The 18,560-nt window shown below is 44.7% G+C and carries 20 protein-coding genes and 1 pseudogene; 9 read left to right on the forward strand and 12 right to left on the reverse strand.

Annotated features, from left to right (window positions below; genetic code table 11):
* The 4 genes from H6F66_RS27970 to H6F66_RS06600 all read left to right on the forward strand — a co-directional run.
* Nucleotides 1–207 (forward strand): hypothetical protein (locus H6F66_RS27970; RefSeq protein ID WP_206755772.1); only part of this gene is annotated, 207 nt, incomplete at its 5' end.
* 229 nt (nucleotides 208–436) lie between these two features.
* Nucleotides 437–1,096: a hypothetical protein gene (locus H6F66_RS06590; protein ID WP_190419473.1), complete on the forward strand. Its 660-nt coding sequence runs from the start codon at nucleotides 437–439 to the stop codon at nucleotides 1,094–1,096.
* 240 nt (nucleotides 1,097–1,336) lie between these two features.
* Nucleotides 1,337–2,257, forward strand: coding sequence for a DNA methyltransferase (locus tag H6F66_RS06595; RefSeq protein WP_190419575.1), 921 nt, complete (start codon nucleotides 1,337–1,339; stop codon nucleotides 2,255–2,257).
* Nucleotides 2,257–2,973: a PaeR7I family type II restriction endonuclease gene (locus tag H6F66_RS06600; protein WP_190419474.1), complete on the forward strand. Its 717-nt coding sequence runs from the start codon at nucleotides 2,257–2,259 to the stop codon at nucleotides 2,971–2,973. Before H6F66_RS06595 ends, H6F66_RS06600 begins: the two co-directional genes overlap by 1 nt.
* 62 nt (nucleotides 2,974–3,035) lie before the next feature.
* On the opposite strand, the gene H6F66_RS06605 is transcribed toward H6F66_RS06600, so the two are convergent.
* The 3 genes and pseudogenes from H6F66_RS06605 to H6F66_RS06615 all read right to left on the reverse strand — a co-directional run bounded on the left by H6F66_RS06605 (nucleotide 3,036) and on the right by H6F66_RS06615 (nucleotide 4,850).
* A complete protein-coding gene (locus tag H6F66_RS06605) occupies nucleotides 3,036–3,371 on the reverse strand; it encodes a XisI protein (RefSeq protein ID WP_190419476.1) in 336 nt (111 codons plus the stop codon).
* Nucleotides 3,359–3,775 (reverse strand): annotated as a pseudogene (locus H6F66_RS06610) (element excision factor XisH family protein). Before H6F66_RS06610 ends, H6F66_RS06605 begins: the two are co-directional and overlap by 13 nt.
* Before the next feature lie 358 nt (nucleotides 3,776–4,133).
* Nucleotides 4,134–4,850: a hypothetical protein gene (locus H6F66_RS06615; protein ID WP_190419478.1), complete on the reverse strand. Its 717-nt coding sequence runs from the start codon at nucleotides 4,848–4,850 to the stop codon at nucleotides 4,134–4,136.
* Between the two features lie 310 nt (nucleotides 4,851–5,160).
* Here H6F66_RS06615 and H6F66_RS06620 point away from each other — a divergent pair, with 310 nt between their 5' ends.
* Nucleotides 5,161–6,750 carry a glycoside hydrolase family 57 protein gene (locus tag H6F66_RS06620; RefSeq protein WP_190419480.1) on the forward strand — a complete coding sequence of 530 codons (1,590 nt, stop codon included), beginning with the start codon at nucleotides 5,161–5,163 and terminating at the stop codon, nucleotides 6,748–6,750.
* 65 nt (nucleotides 6,751–6,815) lie between these two features.
* Here the strand turns inward: H6F66_RS06620 and H6F66_RS06625 are convergent, their stop codons facing one another.
* From H6F66_RS06625 to H6F66_RS06635, 3 genes are all read right to left on the reverse strand, one after another.
* Nucleotides 6,816–7,508 (reverse strand): Uma2 family endonuclease, encoded by a 693-nt coding sequence (locus H6F66_RS06625; RefSeq protein ID WP_190419482.1) that lies wholly within the window; start codon nucleotides 7,506–7,508, stop codon nucleotides 6,816–6,818.
* Nucleotides 7,509–7,612: 104 nt separating this feature from the next.
* Entirely contained in the window at nucleotides 7,613–8,020 is a 408-nt protein-coding gene (locus tag H6F66_RS06630; RefSeq protein WP_190419484.1) for a DUF5367 family protein, read from the reverse strand.
* A 24-nt stretch (nucleotides 8,021–8,044) separates the two neighbouring features.
* On the reverse strand, nucleotides 8,045–8,452 hold the full coding sequence (locus H6F66_RS06635; RefSeq protein WP_190419486.1) for a nuclear transport factor 2 family protein: 408 nt from the start codon (nucleotides 8,450–8,452) through the stop codon (nucleotides 8,045–8,047).
* Nucleotides 8,453–8,662: 210 nt separating this feature from the next.
* On the opposite strand from H6F66_RS06635, the gene H6F66_RS06640 reads away from it, so the two are divergent.
* Nucleotides 8,663–9,226, forward strand: a complete 564-nt coding sequence (locus tag H6F66_RS06640) for a TetR/AcrR family transcriptional regulator (protein WP_190419488.1) — start codon at nucleotides 8,663–8,665, stop codon at nucleotides 9,224–9,226.
* 267 nt (nucleotides 9,227–9,493) lie between these two features.
* Here the strand turns inward: H6F66_RS06640 and H6F66_RS06645 are convergent, their stop codons facing one another.
* Nucleotides 9,494–10,873, reverse strand: a complete 1,380-nt coding sequence (locus tag H6F66_RS06645; RefSeq protein WP_190419490.1) for a CHAT domain-containing protein — start codon at nucleotides 10,871–10,873, stop codon at nucleotides 9,494–9,496.
* A gap of 333 nt (nucleotides 10,874–11,206) precedes the next feature.
* Here H6F66_RS06645 and fabD point away from each other — a divergent pair, with 333 nt between their 5' ends.
* A complete protein-coding gene (gene fabD / locus H6F66_RS06650) occupies nucleotides 11,207–12,151 on the forward strand; it encodes an ACP S-malonyltransferase (protein WP_190419492.1) in 945 nt (314 codons plus the stop codon).
* Here fabD and H6F66_RS28800 read toward each other — a convergent pair.
* The 3 genes from H6F66_RS28800 to petC all read right to left on the reverse strand — a co-directional run bounded on the left by H6F66_RS28800 (nucleotide 12,148) and on the right by petC (nucleotide 13,944).
* Complete coding sequence (locus H6F66_RS28800; RefSeq protein WP_277873869.1) at nucleotides 12,148–12,282, reverse strand: hypothetical protein; 135 nt, start codon at nucleotides 12,280–12,282, stop codon at nucleotides 12,148–12,150. The genes fabD and H6F66_RS28800 overlap by 4 nt on opposite strands.
* 36 nt (nucleotides 12,283–12,318) lie before the next feature.
* Nucleotides 12,319–13,308, reverse strand: coding sequence for a cytochrome f (gene petA, locus H6F66_RS06655; protein WP_190419494.1), 990 nt, complete (start codon nucleotides 13,306–13,308; stop codon nucleotides 12,319–12,321).
* Nucleotides 13,309–13,404: 96 nt separating this feature from the next.
* A complete protein-coding gene (petC, locus tag H6F66_RS06660; protein WP_190419496.1) occupies nucleotides 13,405–13,944 on the reverse strand; it encodes a cytochrome b6-f complex iron-sulfur subunit in 540 nt (179 codons plus the stop codon).
* 238 nt (nucleotides 13,945–14,182) lie between these two features.
* On the opposite strand from petC, the gene H6F66_RS06665 reads away from it, so the two are divergent.
* Nucleotides 14,183–14,491, forward strand: a complete 309-nt coding sequence (locus H6F66_RS06665) for a DUF3067 family protein (protein WP_190419498.1) — start codon at nucleotides 14,183–14,185, stop codon at nucleotides 14,489–14,491.
* A gap of 23 nt (nucleotides 14,492–14,514) precedes the next feature.
* On the opposite strand, the gene tatC is transcribed toward H6F66_RS06665, so the two are convergent.
* Together tatC and H6F66_RS06675 are read right to left on the reverse strand one after the other, a co-directional pair.
* Nucleotides 14,515–15,303 carry a twin-arginine translocase subunit TatC gene (gene tatC / locus H6F66_RS06670; protein WP_190419500.1) on the reverse strand — a complete coding sequence of 263 codons (789 nt, stop codon included), beginning with the start codon at nucleotides 15,301–15,303 and terminating at the stop codon, nucleotides 14,515–14,517.
* 115 nt (nucleotides 15,304–15,418) lie between these two features.
* Nucleotides 15,419–17,671: a transglycosylase SLT domain-containing protein gene (locus H6F66_RS06675; RefSeq protein ID WP_190419502.1), complete on the reverse strand. Its 2,253-nt coding sequence runs from the start codon at nucleotides 17,669–17,671 to the stop codon at nucleotides 15,419–15,421.
* Between the two features lie 263 nt (nucleotides 17,672–17,934).
* Between H6F66_RS06675 and H6F66_RS06680 the strand changes: the two genes are divergently transcribed.
* Nucleotides 17,935–18,096, forward strand: coding sequence for a hypothetical protein (locus tag H6F66_RS06680; RefSeq protein ID WP_190419504.1), 162 nt, complete (start codon nucleotides 17,935–17,937; stop codon nucleotides 18,094–18,096).
* The last annotated feature ends 464 nt before the right edge of the window (nucleotides 18,097–18,560 follow it).

Genomic DNA, 18,560 nt, shown 5'->3' on the forward strand with positions numbered 1-18,560 from the left:
TTCCTTCTACCGCATCTTCAGTTCAACGTTCACATAGAGGCACTGGAAACGATGGAAGCTAACAATTCATTCCTTCCTTCTACCGCATCTTCAGTTCAACTGCGTAACTCCTGTCTAAAATATTCGCCATTGGTACTAGACAACTATTGGTTTAATTGGTATATTTATATAATGGTAATCTGTGCGCTCATATATAGTAATTTTTAAGATTTAGTAATAGCTAATTGGTCAGTAAGCCCTAAGTAATAAACTGTAAAAAATACGCGATCGCTTGCGGTAGCAATATAAAATAAACCGCATTAGATTCCCCATGCGCGTTAGCGCTTATTACGCTAAGGAAAGATAAGAAGGAAGAGAGGCAGCAGAAGTAATTAAATAGCCTTACCCAGTATGATCCTATTTGGTGGGCATTGCCCATTCTACTTATCTGATTATTATGAGTTATTGCTTAAATCCCTTCATCTCAGGGGGCAACACGCGCCCCCAGGATTTTACAACCTTAACTAAAGTCAGAGAAGCCTTTGGGTTAACCGTAGAAGAATCTATTGATTTATTTACTGCTACTCCAGAAATTTTGCCAATTTATTATCTTCAGACCACATTAAATGAGAATGTCTTTTTAGCAACTGCAATCAATACAGAAAAGGCGCGTGGGGAGTTAATTATTGCCCCGGTTTTATTAGATGTTAGGCGAATACTTAATTTTCAAATTGCTTTTTTCTCTGGCTCCGAGTCAAATGTCGATTTGCAAGCAGGTTTGAGCGGATATTGCGATCATACTCTTACTGCCTCAAAAGAATCCTCTGAGATTCGGACTCCGGTTGTAATTTTGGCAGAGGCGAAGAATGAAAGTATTAAATCCGGCTTAGGGCAGTGTATTGCTGAAATGGTTGCAGCCCAATTATTTAATCAACGGAATGGAGAGGCGAACGAAAGTATCTATGGAGCAGTGACGACTGGGACGGATTGGAAGTTTATAAAGTTGGTTGATAAGACTGTCTGGATTGATAAGCGAGACTATTTTATCAATGAAGTGAGTCAGATTTTGGGGATTTTAACAATGCCGTTTAAAGCATTTCATCTTATGGAGGAGTAAGGGATGGGCTCTATTTGCTGCGTTATGCTTAAGCTAACGCATCCTAAAGTATGAGCGAGCGCACTCAGCAAACGCGATCGTACTACCTGTAACATTAGTCTAAAGTCCGGAATAGCCCAGAAGTTGGAAGTGATGAATTTAGCACAAACAGGATTGTATATTGACACTCATTTTAACCTCAACAGTAATAATCTCCTGAAGAAGGCTTTGCAAAGTGCTGACATCATTCCTCAGCAAGTCATGAGGCTACTGGCTGAAGACGAACAACGTGCTATTCCTGCTATTGCTAAAGATACCAAGATGATGGAGCAACTTTTAAGGTGCGTCCAGGCAATGCCATCATCGCATAGTGTTATCCTCGGTGATAGCCGATTGATGGAAGCCGTGCCTGATGAGAGTGTTCATCTTGTGCTTACATCTCCACCCTATTGGACTCTGAAAAAATACATCGGTAGTGAAGGACAACTAGGAGATATTGCAGATTACGAAACTTTTCTCACTGAGTTAGACCAAGTTTGGCAGCATGTTTATCGCGTTCTGGTGCCAGGTGGGAGGCTCGTTATTGTAGTTGGCGATGTTTGTGTATCGCGTAGGCAGTACGGCAAACATATGGTTTTTCCGCTCCATGCAAGCATTCAAGAACATTGCAGAGCCATTGGCTTTGATAATTTAGCTCCAATTATTTGGTACAAAATATCGAATGCTTCGTTAGAAGCTCACGGGAATGGAACTAGTTTTCTTGGTAAACCCTATGAGCCAGGTGGAGTAATCAAAAATGATATCGAATTCATCCTGATGCAAAGAAAAAGTGGTGGTTATCGAAAACCAACTATAACTATGCGGACACTTTCGATCATTCCGGAAGAGTTGCACCGAAAATGTTTCCAACAAATTTGGGATATAAAAGGAGCCTCGACCCGTAACCATCCAGCTCCTTTCCCACTTGAATTAGCAGAACGAATTATCCGGATGTTCTCTTTTGTCGGCGACACGGTCATCGATCCATTTCTCGGTACTGGTACGACAAGCTTGGCTGCTTCATTATGGGGGCGCAACAGTATCGGATTTGAAGTAGAACCTGTTTACCACAAAATGGCACTAAAGCGACTTCAGGAATTACGAGCCACTCAACTTTCACTAATAGATTTTGAGGGAGCTTAATGCCTATTCCATCTAATGTTTTCAACGATGCAGTGCGCGGCTTCTGGAATCAGCGAATAGCCCAGCGACAAGCACAAGAACTGCTTGGGAAGATTGACCAGGGTAATCGAAGAGACGTTACAGGTGGTAAGCAAATGGATGGTTTTGCTCTGGCAATCACAAACTTGTTACTTGATGCAGGTATTTCTCAAGAGAGCATTCACATCAAGAAGAGTTTAACTGTACTGCCTGGATTTTTTCGTCCTACCAAAACCTATGATTTCTTAGTTGTTTCTGAGGGTCAATTCAAAGCTGCTATAGAGCTTAAGAGCCACGTCGGTCCCAGCTTCGGCAATAACTTTAACAATCGTGCAGAAGAAGCAATGGGATCAGCTTTAGATATATGGACAGCTTTTAGGGAGGGAGCATTCGGAAATGCCCCGCCACCGTGGATCGGGTATCTGATTGTCCTAGAGGACTGCCCAGCTTCACACAGACCCGTCAACGTCTCTGAACCACACTTCCCTGTGTTTGAGGATTTCAAGAATAGTTCTTATGCAAAGCGATATGAACTATTTTGTCGCAAGATGGTTAGGGAAAGACACTATAATGCAGCTTGTTTCTTAATGGCAGACAAAGACAGAGTAGACGAGACTCCTAACTACACTGAACCTGCATCTGATTTGTCAGCAGACAATTTTCTTATCGGTTTGCTCCGCCATGTTGTACCGATTTAGCACGATCGCCTAACTCAAACAGACCAAAAGGCGTGAAGCGAAGCTGTCGCGCCAGCGAATCGCTAAGCAACGGCATATCCTGTATACTGCCTCACGTCTGGTGGATGAAACCCCAAAACGATTTTATCTTTAGGAATTCCCGCAGCAACCAGTTCCTGAGTTACACCATCTTCTGTATCATCTCGTTGCACCCAAACCTTGCCCTCAATAGTATCAAGATGAACAAGACATCCATGAACACGCCTTGCCGCATCCCAACCGAGAGTAATCAATAAATAGCTATCAGCTACTTCATCAAAAACTGCTTTACAAGTAAGTTCTCCATGCGCGTATGGAATTTTAGTGTAGGGTTCAAGAACACTCTTAATAATCTTTCGATAGTTCTCTAAGGTATCCATTGCACAATTACCTCCTTGTGAGCTTCAAATACGATTAGGTTCAGATTTTCATCAGCAATGGAGAGTTGACCAATTGGTTCCTCAAAAAGAGAGTTAAACGTTATGTCGCGAACTGCCAGATATAAAATCCAATTTGGATTGGTTTAACGCATTACAGCCCGGTAAAGAACAAACTGACCGACTGCATTTTTAAGGTCTTCCAATTCGGAAGCACCGACAAAGCCCTTGATCTCTACTGCAATTTTGCGTTCCTCCCGTTCTGCTGCCAAAAGTTGCCGTGCGCCAAGATCGACATACATATCCTTTTTGCCCCATCGCAGATGAAACGGATCATGAGAAATGGTCCAACCATCTTTGACGAGTGCATTCTTCACAGCATCGTGATAGATGTCTAGGGCAGGCATAGGCAACCTATGGAGAGAGCTTACAGTCCCCTATTCTAAAATTACCTTGGTTTATTGAGTCTTTATAGGGCTTAAATCTTGTTACTTGAAGGCGCGATACCTTAGGTAACGTTCGCTAACGGATTGTAGATGTAGGTGAGCGATCGCATAACTCAAAAAGACCAAAATGCGATCGCCCTGTCTTCACTCCTGACAATCTCCATCAGGTCATAGCGAAGTTAAGTCACGCCGTCAAGTTTAAGCAATCATCCGATTGATTGGCTAGGGTGAGCAGAAGCCCACCACAACCATTGAGAATTAATTAATTGAGTTTAACATCGCACATCAGCCTCAATTAATTTGAGCGCGATCGCTTTTTCTACCTCACTGAACCCGGAAGATTAGCAGCAGGAGACACTTGCAAAATTCGCCCGTCTAACTTGCGAACCACATCCCCCACTGGCACCAATGGTTGTTTACCATTTGTATAAATCACCGCTGTTAACGCCCCTACCCGGTTGCGGCGAAAAGCCGCTACATCCATCCGCACAGGCTGCTGTTGCAGCTTGAGAGCCAAGCTCATGCCGGAGGAGGCATTCCCCAGGCTATTCAGTTCCGGAAGTGGTTTGTATTCCACAACCTCTAGTCCCTGGTATCCTTTTAGTCTTTGGCGGAGTAGGCTCAACATTTTTTGCTGTGCTTCCGGGTTCTGCATTTCTTGCAGACTAGCATCAAAGTTTGCCCGATCCGGTTCTGACGGCATATTGCCCGTGAATCCCAAGACAATTTGGAAGTTCTCTTGATTGACAAAAGCAAAGAAATTCTCCGGCTTGATGTTTGCCTGAGTCAGCTGTTGTCTAAGAACTTCTAAATTTGAAGCAATAGCAGCTGCTACTTCTGGCGGTAATTCTTGGAAGCCAGCAGGCAAATCTTCCAGCGTCAACTTTATATTAGACGACGCTGGCGCTGGGGTAGGCGCTTGAGCAGGTCTTTCTTGGGCTGGTTCTGGGATAGGCGCTTGGGCAATAGTAGCAATCGAAGCACCAAACCAAAGGGTGCTGGTCAACAAACATAAACTCAAAGGATTTTTCGGCATTTGCTCTCACTTGGTTGATCCTTATTTCTCAGCATAGACAGCCAAAAGCAATCTAGACGATACTCCAGATCCCGTTTCATCGGATTGCTGGCAAACGGTTGCTATAAGATATCTTGCCCCAAGCCCTCAGTCTTCACATTACCCATTTCTTGCCTTTTATATTTTGCCTTTTATCTTTATGCCTTTTAGCTTCTAGCCCTTAATAAACTAAACCGCTCTTATACTTATTACCTTTAGCCGTAAAATCTTAAAATAATTTAAAATTCGTCTTTGCCTCGATTCCACATCTATCCCAAACCCCAAAGTTATTATGCCCATCGGCTACCTCGCCCTAGTCCTCCACGCTCACCTACCCTTCGTCCGCCATCCTGAAAGTGACTATGTTCTGGAAGAAGAGTGGCTGTTTGAGGCCATCACCGAAACCTATATTCCTCTGCTGCACGTATTTGAGGGCTTAAAACGGGACGGCATTGACTTCAAAATCACAATGAGTATGACACCGCCTTTGGTGTCAATGCTACGCGATCCTTTGCTACAAGAGCGCTACGACGAACACTTAGCCCAACTGGAAGAACTCGCTCAACTAGAAGTTGAGCATAACAAGAATAACGGTCATATCCGCTACCTCGCGGAACACTACACGAATGAATTTCACAGCATTCGTCAGACATGGGAACGCCACGACCGGGACTTAGTGACGGCGTTTAAACAATTCTTAGATAGTAACAACCTGGAAATCATCACCTGCGGCGCAACTCACGGGTATATGCCGCTGATGAAGATGTATCCCCAAGCAGTCTGGGCGCAAATTCAGGTAGCAGTAGAACACTACGAGCAAACCTTTGGTCGTCCTCCCAAAGGGATTTGGTTGCCAGAATGCGCCTACTATGAAGGATTAGAGCGGATGTTAGCGGATGCAGGCTTGCGCTACTTCCTCACTGATGGGCATGGCATTCTCTACGCCCGTCCTCGCCCCCGCTTTGGCTCCTATGCCCCCATCTTTACAGAAACCGGAGTTGCTGCCTTCGGTCGAGATCACGAGTCTTCCCAACAGGTTTGGTCTTCGGAAGTAGGCTATCCCGGTGCGGCGGAATATCGGGAATTTTACAAGGATTTGGGCTGGGAAGCAGAATATGAATACATCAAGCCCTACATCATGCCCAATGGCCAGCGGAAGAATACGGGCATCAAATATCACAAAATTACCGGGCGTGGTTTAGGGTTGGGCGATAAGCAACTTTATGACCCTTACTGGGCGCGGGAAAAGGCTGCTGAACACGCCGCGAACTTTACGTATAATCGGGAGCGGCAAGTCGAACACTTGCACCACATTATGCAGCGTCCGCCAATCATCGTCTCGCCCTACGATGCAGAGTTATTTGGCCACTGGTGGTATGAAGGCCCGTGGTTTATAGATTATCTGTTCCGCAAGTCTTGGTATGACCAAAGTACGTATCAGATGACGCATTTGGCAGATTATTTACGCGCCAACCCAACGCAGCAAGTCTGTCGTCCTTCTCAGTCGAGTTGGGGTTACAAAGGTTTCCATGAGTATTGGTTGAATGAGACTAATGCTTGGATTTATCCGCATTTGCACAAAGCAGCAGAACGGATGATTGAGTTAGGGCGACGCGAACCTGCTGATGAACTGGAGTGGAAAGCGCTGAACCAAGCGGCGCGAGAATTGCTGCTGGCGCAATCTTCTGACTGGGCGTTTATTATGCGTACTGGGACGATGGTACCGTATGCGGTGCGAAGAACGCGATCGCATCTTATGCGCTTCAACAAGCTCTACGATGACATCAACATCGGTAAAATCGACAGCGGTTGGTTAGAAAAAGTCGAAGAAATTGACAACATCTTCCCCGAAATCAACTATCGAGTTTATCGTCCCTTGTAATACAGATACTCCCAACCCCCCGAATTACGGGGGGTTTTATTAGGTTTGGCAAGCCCACCTTATTTTTAGAGGGTGTCTGGATCAATATTTAACTCTCTGAGTTTAGCGGCTAATCGCTGGGCTTTTTCCTCTGCTTGCTGTCGTGCTGCTGCTTCCTCATTATGGGTAAGGAGTTTTTTATCTGTTGCTGGCTCGTAAAAGTGTAGTTTTCCAGATTCTAGCCGCAACTCCAGCTTCAAAACTTCACTGGTTAACGACACTGTACCATCCGGCAAAGTTGTTGTTGCTACTGGCAAATAATTACCTTCAACTAAGCGTAAACCCTGGATTTGGGGATTGAGATAATCCCCTGTAGGGTCGTATTGATAATACTCATTTACCCCCAAATAAGCGTAAATTCCTTTTTTTGCACCTTGATCTTTGGCGCGGGTAGTTTTTGAAGTTATCTCCAACACGAAATCAGGCGTTTTATTATTTTCTTCCCAAGTTTTGAAAGTACGGCGTTCCTTGTTTTCTACTCCCAAGACAACAAATATATCCGGTGCAACAACTGACTCCGGATTACCTTTTTCATAGTAAATAAATAAATTGCCAGCCACGTATACATCAGGACGATTTTGAAAATAAATCCGCAGCGCACTCTGAGCATAAATCAAGTAATTACACTGCACATCACCTTCGGCAATCGGCTTACCGTCTTCATCTGGATACTCAATCTGGATTGGGAGATATTCTTCCAGCGAGACTGTTGTTGTCATATCTATCCCTCAACTAAGGCTATCTCCAATTTATATCAAGTTTCCTTATAATGTAGTATTTATTGGTAGTAGGTTTTTTTCCTCAACCTACTACCATACTTTAGCTAAGAGATATTTAACGCTGAAGGTGATTTTCTTGTTACCGTTAACTGTTTGGGAAAAAAGCCTGACAATAATCCCCAGCTATATGCCCATAGTAACAATGCTGAATAAATTCTAATTTCAATGGGCGAGAGATTAGGAAGGATTACCGGATAAAACAAGACAATAAATACGTCCAAAAACATTCCAGTTAATAAGGTGTAAATGGCAGCTAAAGGACGTTCCGATGTTGGAAGCTTTCGCCAGATATAAATAGGATAAGTGACGGCAGCAATTAAAGGTGCTGTAAATACAAAAGTCAACAGTACCACCATAAAATTGTCTGGATTCAATAAAAATTCTCCAGCGAATCTCACAAGAATCGTTACTACTAACCAGAGGAAAAACCCCCATATTGAAAAGAAAAGCATTTTGTTCACCTCATTGTCGAAAATCTAGTTTTGATAAGCTTCAAAAGCTGTTTTAGCCTTATTAGATGTCTCTACAGGATCAGCTACGTAAAAGCCAATAGCGTAGCGGTAGCGACCGTCCTCCGCAAGCTGTACGCGATCGCTTCCCTCTACCAACGTGCTTCCATCTAAAGCTGTGAGCTTCCAGCTATAGCTCAAAATTGAGTTCTGTCGGTGGATTTCGTCGCTAACCAGAAATGCGGTACCCGGAAGCATCTCAAAGAAGCTAGCGATCGCTTTATCGATCTCGTCATAACCCTGAGCTTTACTCAACGGATCTACGTACACTGCATCCTCTGCGAACGCTTGGCGAATTAACTCTCTTCTGCGGGAAGGTTCGCGCTCATTCCAGGCGGCGATATAGCAGTAAACGGTTGCAAGTGGATTTTTCATGTCTCCTCACGGTTGATTTTTGCCCCAGATTGCCCTTAGATGCAGCGATTTGGCTAACTTCTAACCGCAATATTCGGATACTTAAGCTCCTTTAGCTTTGATGCTTTTATTTATAACATACGTTCGATATAATATGTCAAGTAGTCAATTTTAGCTGTGGGCGTTACAGTCTGATTGTGCAAATCGCCTTTGAGTAACGCTTTTGTTTGTATGCCCAAGATTATTAATCGTGACCAATACCGCAAAGAATTGCTGAGTAAGTGCTTTGATTTATTTGCTCATAAAGGCTATGCTGCCATCACCATGCGCCAAATTGCTGAAGGATTAGGGGTTTCCACCGGGACGCTGTATCATTACTTTCCGAGTAAACAAGTTCTGTTTGAGCAATTGGTGGAAGAGATAAGTCAGCAGGATGTGACTACAGCAGCAGCACAGTTAGAAGGAATGCAAACCCTGCAAGAGCGTGTAGAAGCTTTGGGTAGATTTCTAGTTAAAAACGAGGAATACTTTATCAAACAAGCATTTATCATTGTTGATTATTGTCAGCATCAAGACCGGGAAGAACTACGAAAAGCTCAATTTTTTCAGCAAATTGATGAGCGTTATCAACAAGCGATCGCTAATTTCTTAGAAATTTCCGATCCTGCGATCGCTTGGTTTATATTGAGTTTAATTAATGGCTTAATTTTAGAGCGTTTGTGGGGCAATGAGAAAATTTCATTTACTGAACAGATCGCTTTGCTAGGAAAAATGTTGATGCTTTATCTAGAGTAGTGTTCGGAGGAAATTCACTACACAAACGGTAATTATAAAAAGTTAGCCTAAAGTTTGAAAAAGAGTTTGTTTTCAAATAAAGTCAACTCCCTAATCTGAAAGCATCGGAGTAAAAAGCGGTTATATATGCTCTGAATAAAGAAGAATATCAAGTGGGTTTAAGTGGGGCAATAAAATAAAACCAAACCTAATTATGGAGAGGAGAGTTGGGTGAGGTTCCTCAAGCAAACCTACTTATCTTTTTTACCTTTTACAGGATTACCTTGCTTACCACGGGCTACCAACTATTGTAAAAGCTGCCCAATAATAGGGATGCGATAAATTTTGATTCCCAAGCCCTGCCAGTTCTGGCGGTAGAGATATATTTCCTCTCGGAGAATGCAATTGACCATTTTCTATGCGTACCTGCCCTTTCAACATTGCTATCTGGGCTTGCCGCAACGCTTCTGCTTTAATAGGCGCAGTAGCTAGATGCCGATAAAACTCTGTCATCAGTCCCAAAGTTCCTTCATCTGATACATACCACAGACTAGCTAAAGCTGATTTTACGCCGCTGTTAACCGCTAACCCTGCAAAGCCTAACTCTGCATCTTTATCACCTAAAGCTGTTCTACAGGCACTCAACACCAACAGTTCTACTGGTGGGTTATTCCAGCTTAAGTGCTTCATTTGATTCAACCGCAGTTTTTCGTCCCAAAACTGAACGTAGGAGTTGCTGGGAACTCCCGGTAGGAAGTCAGCATGAGTCGCTAGGTGAATAATTTTAAAAGGCTGTGAAGCGCGTTGCGACTGCAAATTATGCAAAGTAAATTCTTGGTTGAGAAAGGATTTACCCCGTCGCAGCTTTTGTGTAATAGCAGATAACTCTACTGGCACGGCAGGTAATGGTTCTTGTTCCTTAAATTTTGACGCACCCATTGCCAAAACTGGTGATTTTTTGATGTCAGCGTATCTGGTATCTGTCAGTTTGAAGGCAGGGATGCGTCCAATACTATATTTTTCTATAAGAAACTTTTGCCCATCATGAAATGCTGCCAATGGCATAGTGCGTAAGCCAACACCCATGCAAAAAATTAAGCTGTCTATATTATTAGTTTCTAAGTCTGCTTCCAGCGGCGCAATAATCCACTGATGAAGCTGTCGGGCTGCTGGAAAATACTCTTTACTACCTTTGATTGAGTGGTTGACAATATTCTTTCGGAATTCTTTAACTGTTTCCAGTAAAACTTCGCGTTTAGCTGCTAGAATTCGCTTGTGAATTGGTTTACCTTTTGGAGTAATCAACACGAGCTCTAGTTGTTGATCTAGGGGAAATACATAAATCAGGGCAGTATTTTTCCCGGTTTGCTTAGCGATTCGGTCTAAAGTATTGGCAACATCCTTAACGGTTATTGACTTGTCGGGAAAAGTTATCCGAAAATAATCCTCATATTGCTTTTCCCAAGTTGCCTCAATTTGCGGCACCGCCTCAGTTAAGTTCCCTTCGTCAAGGGCGATTTCTACTTTTGAGGGTTTAGCAGCTTGGGCTATGGAGATGGGGTTAGGAGTGGAAGCGATCGCAACTTCCAGTATGGGTTCTCTGCTGACGCTTCCTATGATGTATAATCCTGCCAAGCTAACGCCAATGCTACTTACTACTGATTTCATAAGCACCTCTCTGATGTTGAGTTACATAGAAGTTGCTCTACTAGGCGATGCCGTTCATTGATGGTGTTAGATTGACTATCAGCTTGTTTTGGGAATATTGCCAACCCTCTTGAGAGGTATCTTCTGTCTAGAAAGGGGAGAAGGGTTTTAAAGCAAAGTACGCAAAGCTACGCAGAGTTTCTTGTTTTGAGTTGATCAGGTAGTGCGGAACTTAAAAAATCTGTAAACTGTCAAAAGTTTTATATTCAAGAACTAGCCTTTGGTTTTCTCTTCTGGAATGAAAGGCTGCATTATTGTTTTACAAAAAAGTAACCCCTTATCTTTTTGGAAAGAATGGCTATAAAGACTGCATGGGTGTTTCCAGGTCAGGGTTCCCAAAGGATAGGGATGGGGCTGGATTTAGTAAAGATACCTGCTGCTAAAGCCAGGTTTAAGCTGGCAGAGGAAATTTTAGGCTGGTCGGTTTTGGAAGTCTGCCAAAGCAATGAAACAATGCTATCGCGGACTTTCTACACCCAACCTTGCATTTATGTTGTGTCGAGTATTCTTGCTGACTTGATGAAGCAGCAGGGACACCAACCCGATTTTGTGGCAGGCTACAGTATGGGCGAGTACATCGCTCTTTATGCTGCTGGAGTGTATGATTTTGAATCGGGGTTACGCCTGATTAAGCGCCGCGCCGAGTTGATGGATAAGGCTCCAAGTGGGATGATGGCTGTGTTGATCGGATGCGATCGCATTCTTCTCGAACAACAAATCCAGCAAACTCCTAATGTAGAACTAGCGAGTGATAATTTAGACCAATTGGTAATCTCTGGATCTCCAGCTGCTGTAGCCTTGGTGCTATCCCAGGTAGAGGCGAAGCGTGTGGTTCCCCTGAAGCTTTCTGGTGCTTTTCATTCTGCGTTCATGGCGACAGCTGCCTTCGCGTTCCAGCAAGCGTTAGATTCTATTGAGTTTCAGACAGCCGAAATTCCTGTTTTATCGAATGTAGAACCCTTGCCAGCAGTTGATGCCGCAGTTTTGAAAGAACGCCTGGGTCGGCAAATGACTGGTGCGGTTCGCTGGCGAGAAATCACCCTGCAATTAGCAGCAGAAGGTGTAAAACGGGTGGTGGAAATTGGTTCAACCCAAGTATTGACAAATTTGATTAAACGTGCACAATTACATGATAATGTTTCTGCTCGCCTCGGCTTTGCATTGGCAAATGTTACTAGCGAAAGCGAATTATATAGTTTCGGTTGTCAGCGCGTTCATAAGCCGTTGGTGTGTTTCTAGAGAGTATCTGGGCCAATATTTAATTGTCTAACTTTAGCGGCTACTCGTTGCGATCGCTCTTCTACTCTCACCCGACCAAAAAATAGCCAACGGGCAAGATTAATAGAAGCACAATAAAAAAAGACAGGCATTATGCCTGTCCTACACGCAATTATTCAGTACAGAAACTAGAAATTCATTTCAGCGGCTTGCACTTTTTCTACTTGCTTCTTCTTCAGCACTAGCATGACTTGAGACAGCATGATGGCGAAGATGAATGCCATCAACCACTTGACGCGGGTGGGGCTTTGCAAGACGATTTCGGTGTCTACTTGACCAAATCCACCGACATTAGGATTGTTAGTTAAAGCTTCGCCTGCTTTGACTTCTTGCCCTTCGGAAACGACTAGATCGGGGCCTGCGGGAATTGTCTCAACAACGGCACTGCCTTCTGCTGGCTGAATGGTGACTTGGGAGCCGCCTTCTTCTGCTTGGGCAATAGAGGTGATTCTACCAGCTACAGAAGCGTTATAGACGGCGTTGTTGCTCTTTTCGCCAGTTGGGTAAACTTGTCCGCGTCCCCGGTTTCCGCCGACATGAATGGAATATTTACCGAAGTAAACTCCTTTTTCGGTTTCTGGATTGGGAGAAAGAACTGGGAAGACAATTTCCTGGTATTGATCGCCGGAGATGGGGCCAACGATAACGATGTTTTCTTTGTCTTCGTTGTAGGATTGGAAGTAAAGTTCCCCGACTTTTTCCTTCATTTCTTCGGGAATTCTGTCTTCTGGGGCAATCTTAAAGCCTTCGGGCAACATCAATACGGCACCCACGTTCAGGGGGCCTTTGCTGCCATCACCTTGCACTTGCTGTATGTTGGTGTCGTAGGGGATTTTGACTACGGCTTCAAATACGGTGTCTGGCAGAACTGATTGAGGAACTTCAACTTTGGTGGATTTGGCACCCAGGTGACAGTTAGCGCAGACGATCCGCCCGGTGGGTTCGCGGGGGGTTTCCGGATAAGTTTGCTGGGCCCAGAAGGGGTAGGCGCTAGCTGACTGGGGAAGGACGCGATCGCTTGCGAAGAATAATGATAGGGTGGCGATCGCCACCAGGATGCTTTTAGCAATTACCCGCTTGCCTAATTTACACATCGCCGCAAAAGAAGCTTTTCTCATCTATTAAGGAGGGGTAGGAAGTGTCAATTTCAAACAATTTTGGATGCGTGGATGGGTGTATTTTAGATTTCAGACTCAATCTAAAATCTAAAATCCCTATGTCCACCAGGGGTTTTCGCCAGTACGGAAGTCGGTTTCCGTCCAGGGTGTTAAAGTAACTTTGTCTTCAACGACTGCGGCGTGAACCAGTCCCAAGGACAGAGGTGCTGGGCCCCGGACTACTTTGCCAGTGTTGTCATACTGGGAACCATGACAGGGACAAATAAACCTGTTTTCGCCGGAGTTCCAGGGAACCACACAGCCTAAGTGGGTGCAAACAGCGTTTAAACCGTAATTCTCGATTTGTTTGTCTTCTGTCACCACAATGTAGGTGGGGTCGCCTTTGAAGCCCTGAACTAAGCTGCGATCGCCTGGATTGTGATTCGCCAAAAAGTCGCTCACAATGATGTCGTTGCCGATGGCATCCTTAGCAGTTAGACCACCGCCTCCTGTACCGCTCGACGGCGGGATAAAATACTTGACAACCGGATATAGTGCGCCCAGTGCTGTTCCTGTAATGGCACCAAAAGTTAGCAAGTTCATAAATTGGCGACGTCCCATATCGGGAACGTCTGCTGATCCAGAAAGTTGAGCCATGATTTCGTCTTCAGTGTATAGCTATGTAAACAATTTGGAGAAATATCCCCGAATTTGTTAAACCCTGACTAATAAATGTATATCAAACAGCCACTACTCAGGGCCGCCACAAACCCTTTTGGGGAAAGGTTTACAGCCTTGCTTAGGGTATTATTACATTCTTTTGCACCGTATCATAATTTTAAGAACCGCTTCCTTTATGACGATATGTGAATAAAATTTATAACAATAAAAAATTATGACAGGACAAGACCTTCAGCAACTGCTGCTTTCCAAGTGGGGACGCTCATACGATATCCAGATTAGGCGGGTTCAGAACAAGATTTTTGTGCAGGTGATGTGGAAATATTTAGAGCAGGTGTCTTTTCCGCTTTCAGAGGCGGAGTACATAGCGCACCTGGAGACTGTCGCTGGTTATCTCCATGCTTGGGGTGGAGCATCAACGGTGCAGGAGTATATTGAACAGACACGCGATCGCCCTCGTCTGGGTAAAGCGGTAAGCATTCCCCTAGATTTGGGCGATCGCGCCTCCGAATGGATACTCTGAGAAATTGGGAACGAGAAAATATCTTAGCGCCCTAACAGCTTTACCAAACCGATACCGCCGAAGTAAAGACCCAGCACCGCACCAGCGAGAAGACTTTGGGTAAGCGGGTCGGTGGAAGGTGTCAGCACCGCACCCAATACAGTTGCTCCCAGAATCACCAGCCGCCAGCCAGAAAACATTTGCGCTGAAGAGACAATTCCCAAAAAGCCCAACAATAGCTGGATTATGGGAATTTGAAACGCCAAGCCAGTGCTAAACATCAACAGCAGCACAAACTCAAAATACTTGTCAATTGACCATAGTTGTTCTACGACATCTGCACCGTAGCTGATGAAAAAATTCAACGCCGCTGGAATAAGTGCTACATAAGCGAAAAACAGACCGGTCACAAACAGAAAGCTTGACCCCAAGACAACTGGCCCTATTAAGCGACTTTCGCGGCGAGTTAGCCCTGGTAGAACAAACTGGATAATCTGGTAGAGGATAAAAGGACTGGCGACTAGCAAGCCACTGTAACCAGCGACTTTGATAGAGACAAAAAAGTATTCTCCTGGTGCAAGTTGGAGAAACTTAACTCCCTGCGCCGGGATTTCCAATAAGCGGACGATTTGCTTGACAAACAGGAAACAACCTGCCACACCAACAACAACAGCAATCAGCGCATAGAAAATTCGCCGCCGCAACTCTTCCAGATGGTCGAACAGGGACATTTCGACTTCAGCAGGGAGTTCATCAAGATATTCATCTTCGGGTGAAGTTGCCAATTCTAAGTCTGGCGGGAGTGCGGTATCGACTTCGGAAGGAAGCGTCATCGGTCAAGGGGTTGGTTTCAGTATTTGTTGACTATTTTATCTATGTCTTGCTATCTGGGTGATTAAAAAATGGGGAAAAACGTGATTGAGAAGATGCTAACCCAGTCCCGATTTTTTATTTTTTTAGCGCGGTTGGCTGACCATCGGCGTATTTTGCTACTTGGTTGGAAACTTCTGGATTGTACAGGCGCAGGTAGTTCCAGTAGTTGCCAAACACGTTTTTGACGTAACCTTGGGTTTCTTCAAAGGGAATATTTTCCACAAATTCGTCTGGATCGCTGAAACTTCTTTCGCCCAACCACTTCGATATAATCGTGGAACCAGCATTGTAACTAGCGATCGCGTAGAGGGAATTATTCTTGTAGCGATCGTGCATTTCATCCAAAGCCCAGGTGCCTAACTTGATATTGTCTTTGGGGTTGTCAAGTTTATATTGCTTAACTCCCATTTTTTGGGCAACCGATTTACCTGTTGCTGGTATTATCTGCATCAAACCCATAGCGCCAGCAGAAGAACGAATTTTTGGCTCAAACCTTGACTCTTGGCGGATCACAGAGAGGACGAGCAGGGGATTGAGTTGATGCTTGGAAGACCAAGTTTCAATAGTTTCGATATAAGGCAAGGGATAGAGAGCTTGCCAGTAAGCCTTCTGTTGCCGTAAAGTTTCGTACTGAGCTTGTTCTTCTGGTGTTTCGCGGTCTTCCAGGCTAGATATTTTAGAGATTCCTTGAAGGCGATCCCCTTTGGCGAGTCTGATTAAACCATCGGTAAATTGTTCTGCCACACTTGGCTTGACCCGGTTTTTGTATTCCGCTTGCCAGAGTGTCCAAGCATCTTTGTCTTGACCCAGCTGGTAAAGTTCTTGTAAAGTCGCAGAACCTACAGGTAGAACTGGTCGCTTGGCAGGCCAATTTACTTTAGGATCTAGCTTGCGTACTGTAGAAAAATCTCCCGCATCCCAGCCCAGATGCACAGCAGACCGCCACGCATAGTAAGACTGTGGGTACTTAGTCACCACCTGCTCAAAAGCCTGTTTCGCCTCCTGCTGTTTTCCTAGCTTTTTAGCCCATTTACCCGTCCAAAAGGTGGCTTGACGACCTAACTCGCTATCAGAATTTTCGGTGGCAATTTGTTTTGCCCATTTCCAGGCGCTTTGGTAATCTTTAGCTCTTGCCCTACTTTGAGCCATTTTCCAGCGATATTGTGCGGCTGCATCGGAATCGCCATATTTGGTTAATAATGTTTGACGAGCTGCGGCGGCTCCCTCGGAACTTTTGAGACTATCGAGAACGGAAGCTTCTAATACCAGTGCTTCGCCAGCTCGATCGGGGAATTGATTAATAACTTGGTCGAGATAAGGTACCGCTTCTATCGCGGGGCCCATTTTGGCAATTTGGATCAGAGCTGTTGCGGTTTCTTCGGCTTTGGGGAAGTCCTGCACCATTTGTTTATAGGCGCGGACTGCTTGTGGTTTCTTTTCGGCTAGCTGGAGTCCCCTAGCGGCGAGGTAGGCGTTCTTGGGTGTGCGAGGGGCATTAGCATAAGCGGCGCTGGCTTGACCGTATTTCTGGTTTCCCCAGTAGGCTAGAGCGATCGCTTCCCAGTCTTCCGGCTTGATCGCGTCCGGATAACCAACTAATTTGTCTAGCACGGAGGTAATGGAGGGTGTGTCAAAGGCGTATCTCGCCAGCAACAGCATCAATTCCGGCTGATTGGGATTTTCTTTGAGCAAAGACCGTGCTATTTCCAGGGTGCGAGGATGGCTCTCGAATTCCTCAATTGCTTGCTGCCAATATTCTTTATCTGTCTTCCCTAGTGCATATAAAGCTTCAGCTGCCACGGGTTCTTTAGAATGGCGTGCCAACTCTTCCCAAGTTTGTTTGGCTTTACCTTTGTCGCCAGTAAGTTCGTAAGCTTGCGCTCGTTTGAGGAGAATATGTCCGGATAAAACCGGATATTGATGCTCTAGGGCTTTTAAGTGGGAGAGTGCCTTTTCACCTTGCTTTGCAGCAATTGCATCGCTAGCCAACATATAGCGGGCGCGACTGCGGTCAAGAGATAATTTTCCGTTAGCGATCGCTTCTAGTTGCGATGTCCGCTCTTCTGCTGGTAGCGATACTAAACGGGCAACAGCTGAGTCGTCATTTTCCCGCATTAACAAGCTGTTTTGAACCTGGAAAGGAACCCAAGTGACCAATCCCTCCAGCCAGCCGCTATACTTCTTGGGTAACATGGTTGTGCCAATCACCAAGGCACTTAATCCCGCAACGGCAGCCAGGACGACTTGATTTTTCCTTCTTGATTGGTTGGCTCGCGAAAAAACCAGACGCGAGTTTTTCCGGGCAAAAATAGGACGTGACCTTCTCATATAACCTCCGTGCGACGGACATCCATCTCTCTTTTTTGGGATTCGGTGGTTGTTAGTGCTATCCCTTTGTCAAGCTTTGAACCAGTCCTCTTACCTCCAAGGTGAGCCTTTTTGCGATTATGCGATCGCTGACTAACACTCACAAATATCCTTGATTAACAAAACGCTGAAATTTAACGCTACTGCTCCGCCGCGTTTGATTTTTCTTGGGAGATGCCCTAGCAATTGGATTGTAAAAAAAGGCGGTGGAATTGACCGGAAATGTGACACAGCTGCCTGAAGACCTCAGTAGTACCTTGCAGGAACTGATTCCAGAAACTAAATTGAAAGCCCAACAAGTCCGCAATGCCATAATGCGGCTGGGTGTCGATAGCCCTATTCGCAAAATCATCCTGTGGATTGGAAAAACCTCAGACTCTGAATAAGAATAGCTTGTGCTTGCTTCAGCAGCTTTTTATGCACAATCAGCAAAAAAACACAAGTGCAGAACGCTGTAAATTAGCTGGCAAATGTGAATTAATGATCTCTGTGCTACGGCTGCTGGCACATAGCCGAAGGCATGGAACACTCTTTAAACCAGGATAATCGATTTAAGTGAGAAACCGATTACAAAACATTGCATTAAGCTGCTCTAGGCAAAATATTGGTAACAAGCCTCTGTCAAAAGTGGTGTCCTCCTAAATTTCTTGTTAAAAAAAATTAAGACTAACAGTTTTTACCAGAATCGATAAATTACCACAGATTAAAATCTATGGTTACGTGATGTGTGACTTTTAAGAAAGTGTCATGCTGTAGGCAAACAATACTGTACGGTTAAGGGCTGATCCCTCTAGCTTCGCGATGGACGCACCTGTACTCTATGAAAATGAGGGTGATACTTCTAAAAGCC

The organism is Trichocoleus sp. FACHB-6 (assembly GCF_014695815.1).
Taxonomy (GTDB): Bacteria; Cyanobacteriota; Cyanobacteriia; order Cyanobacteriales; family FACHB-T130; genus Funiculus; species Funiculus sociatus.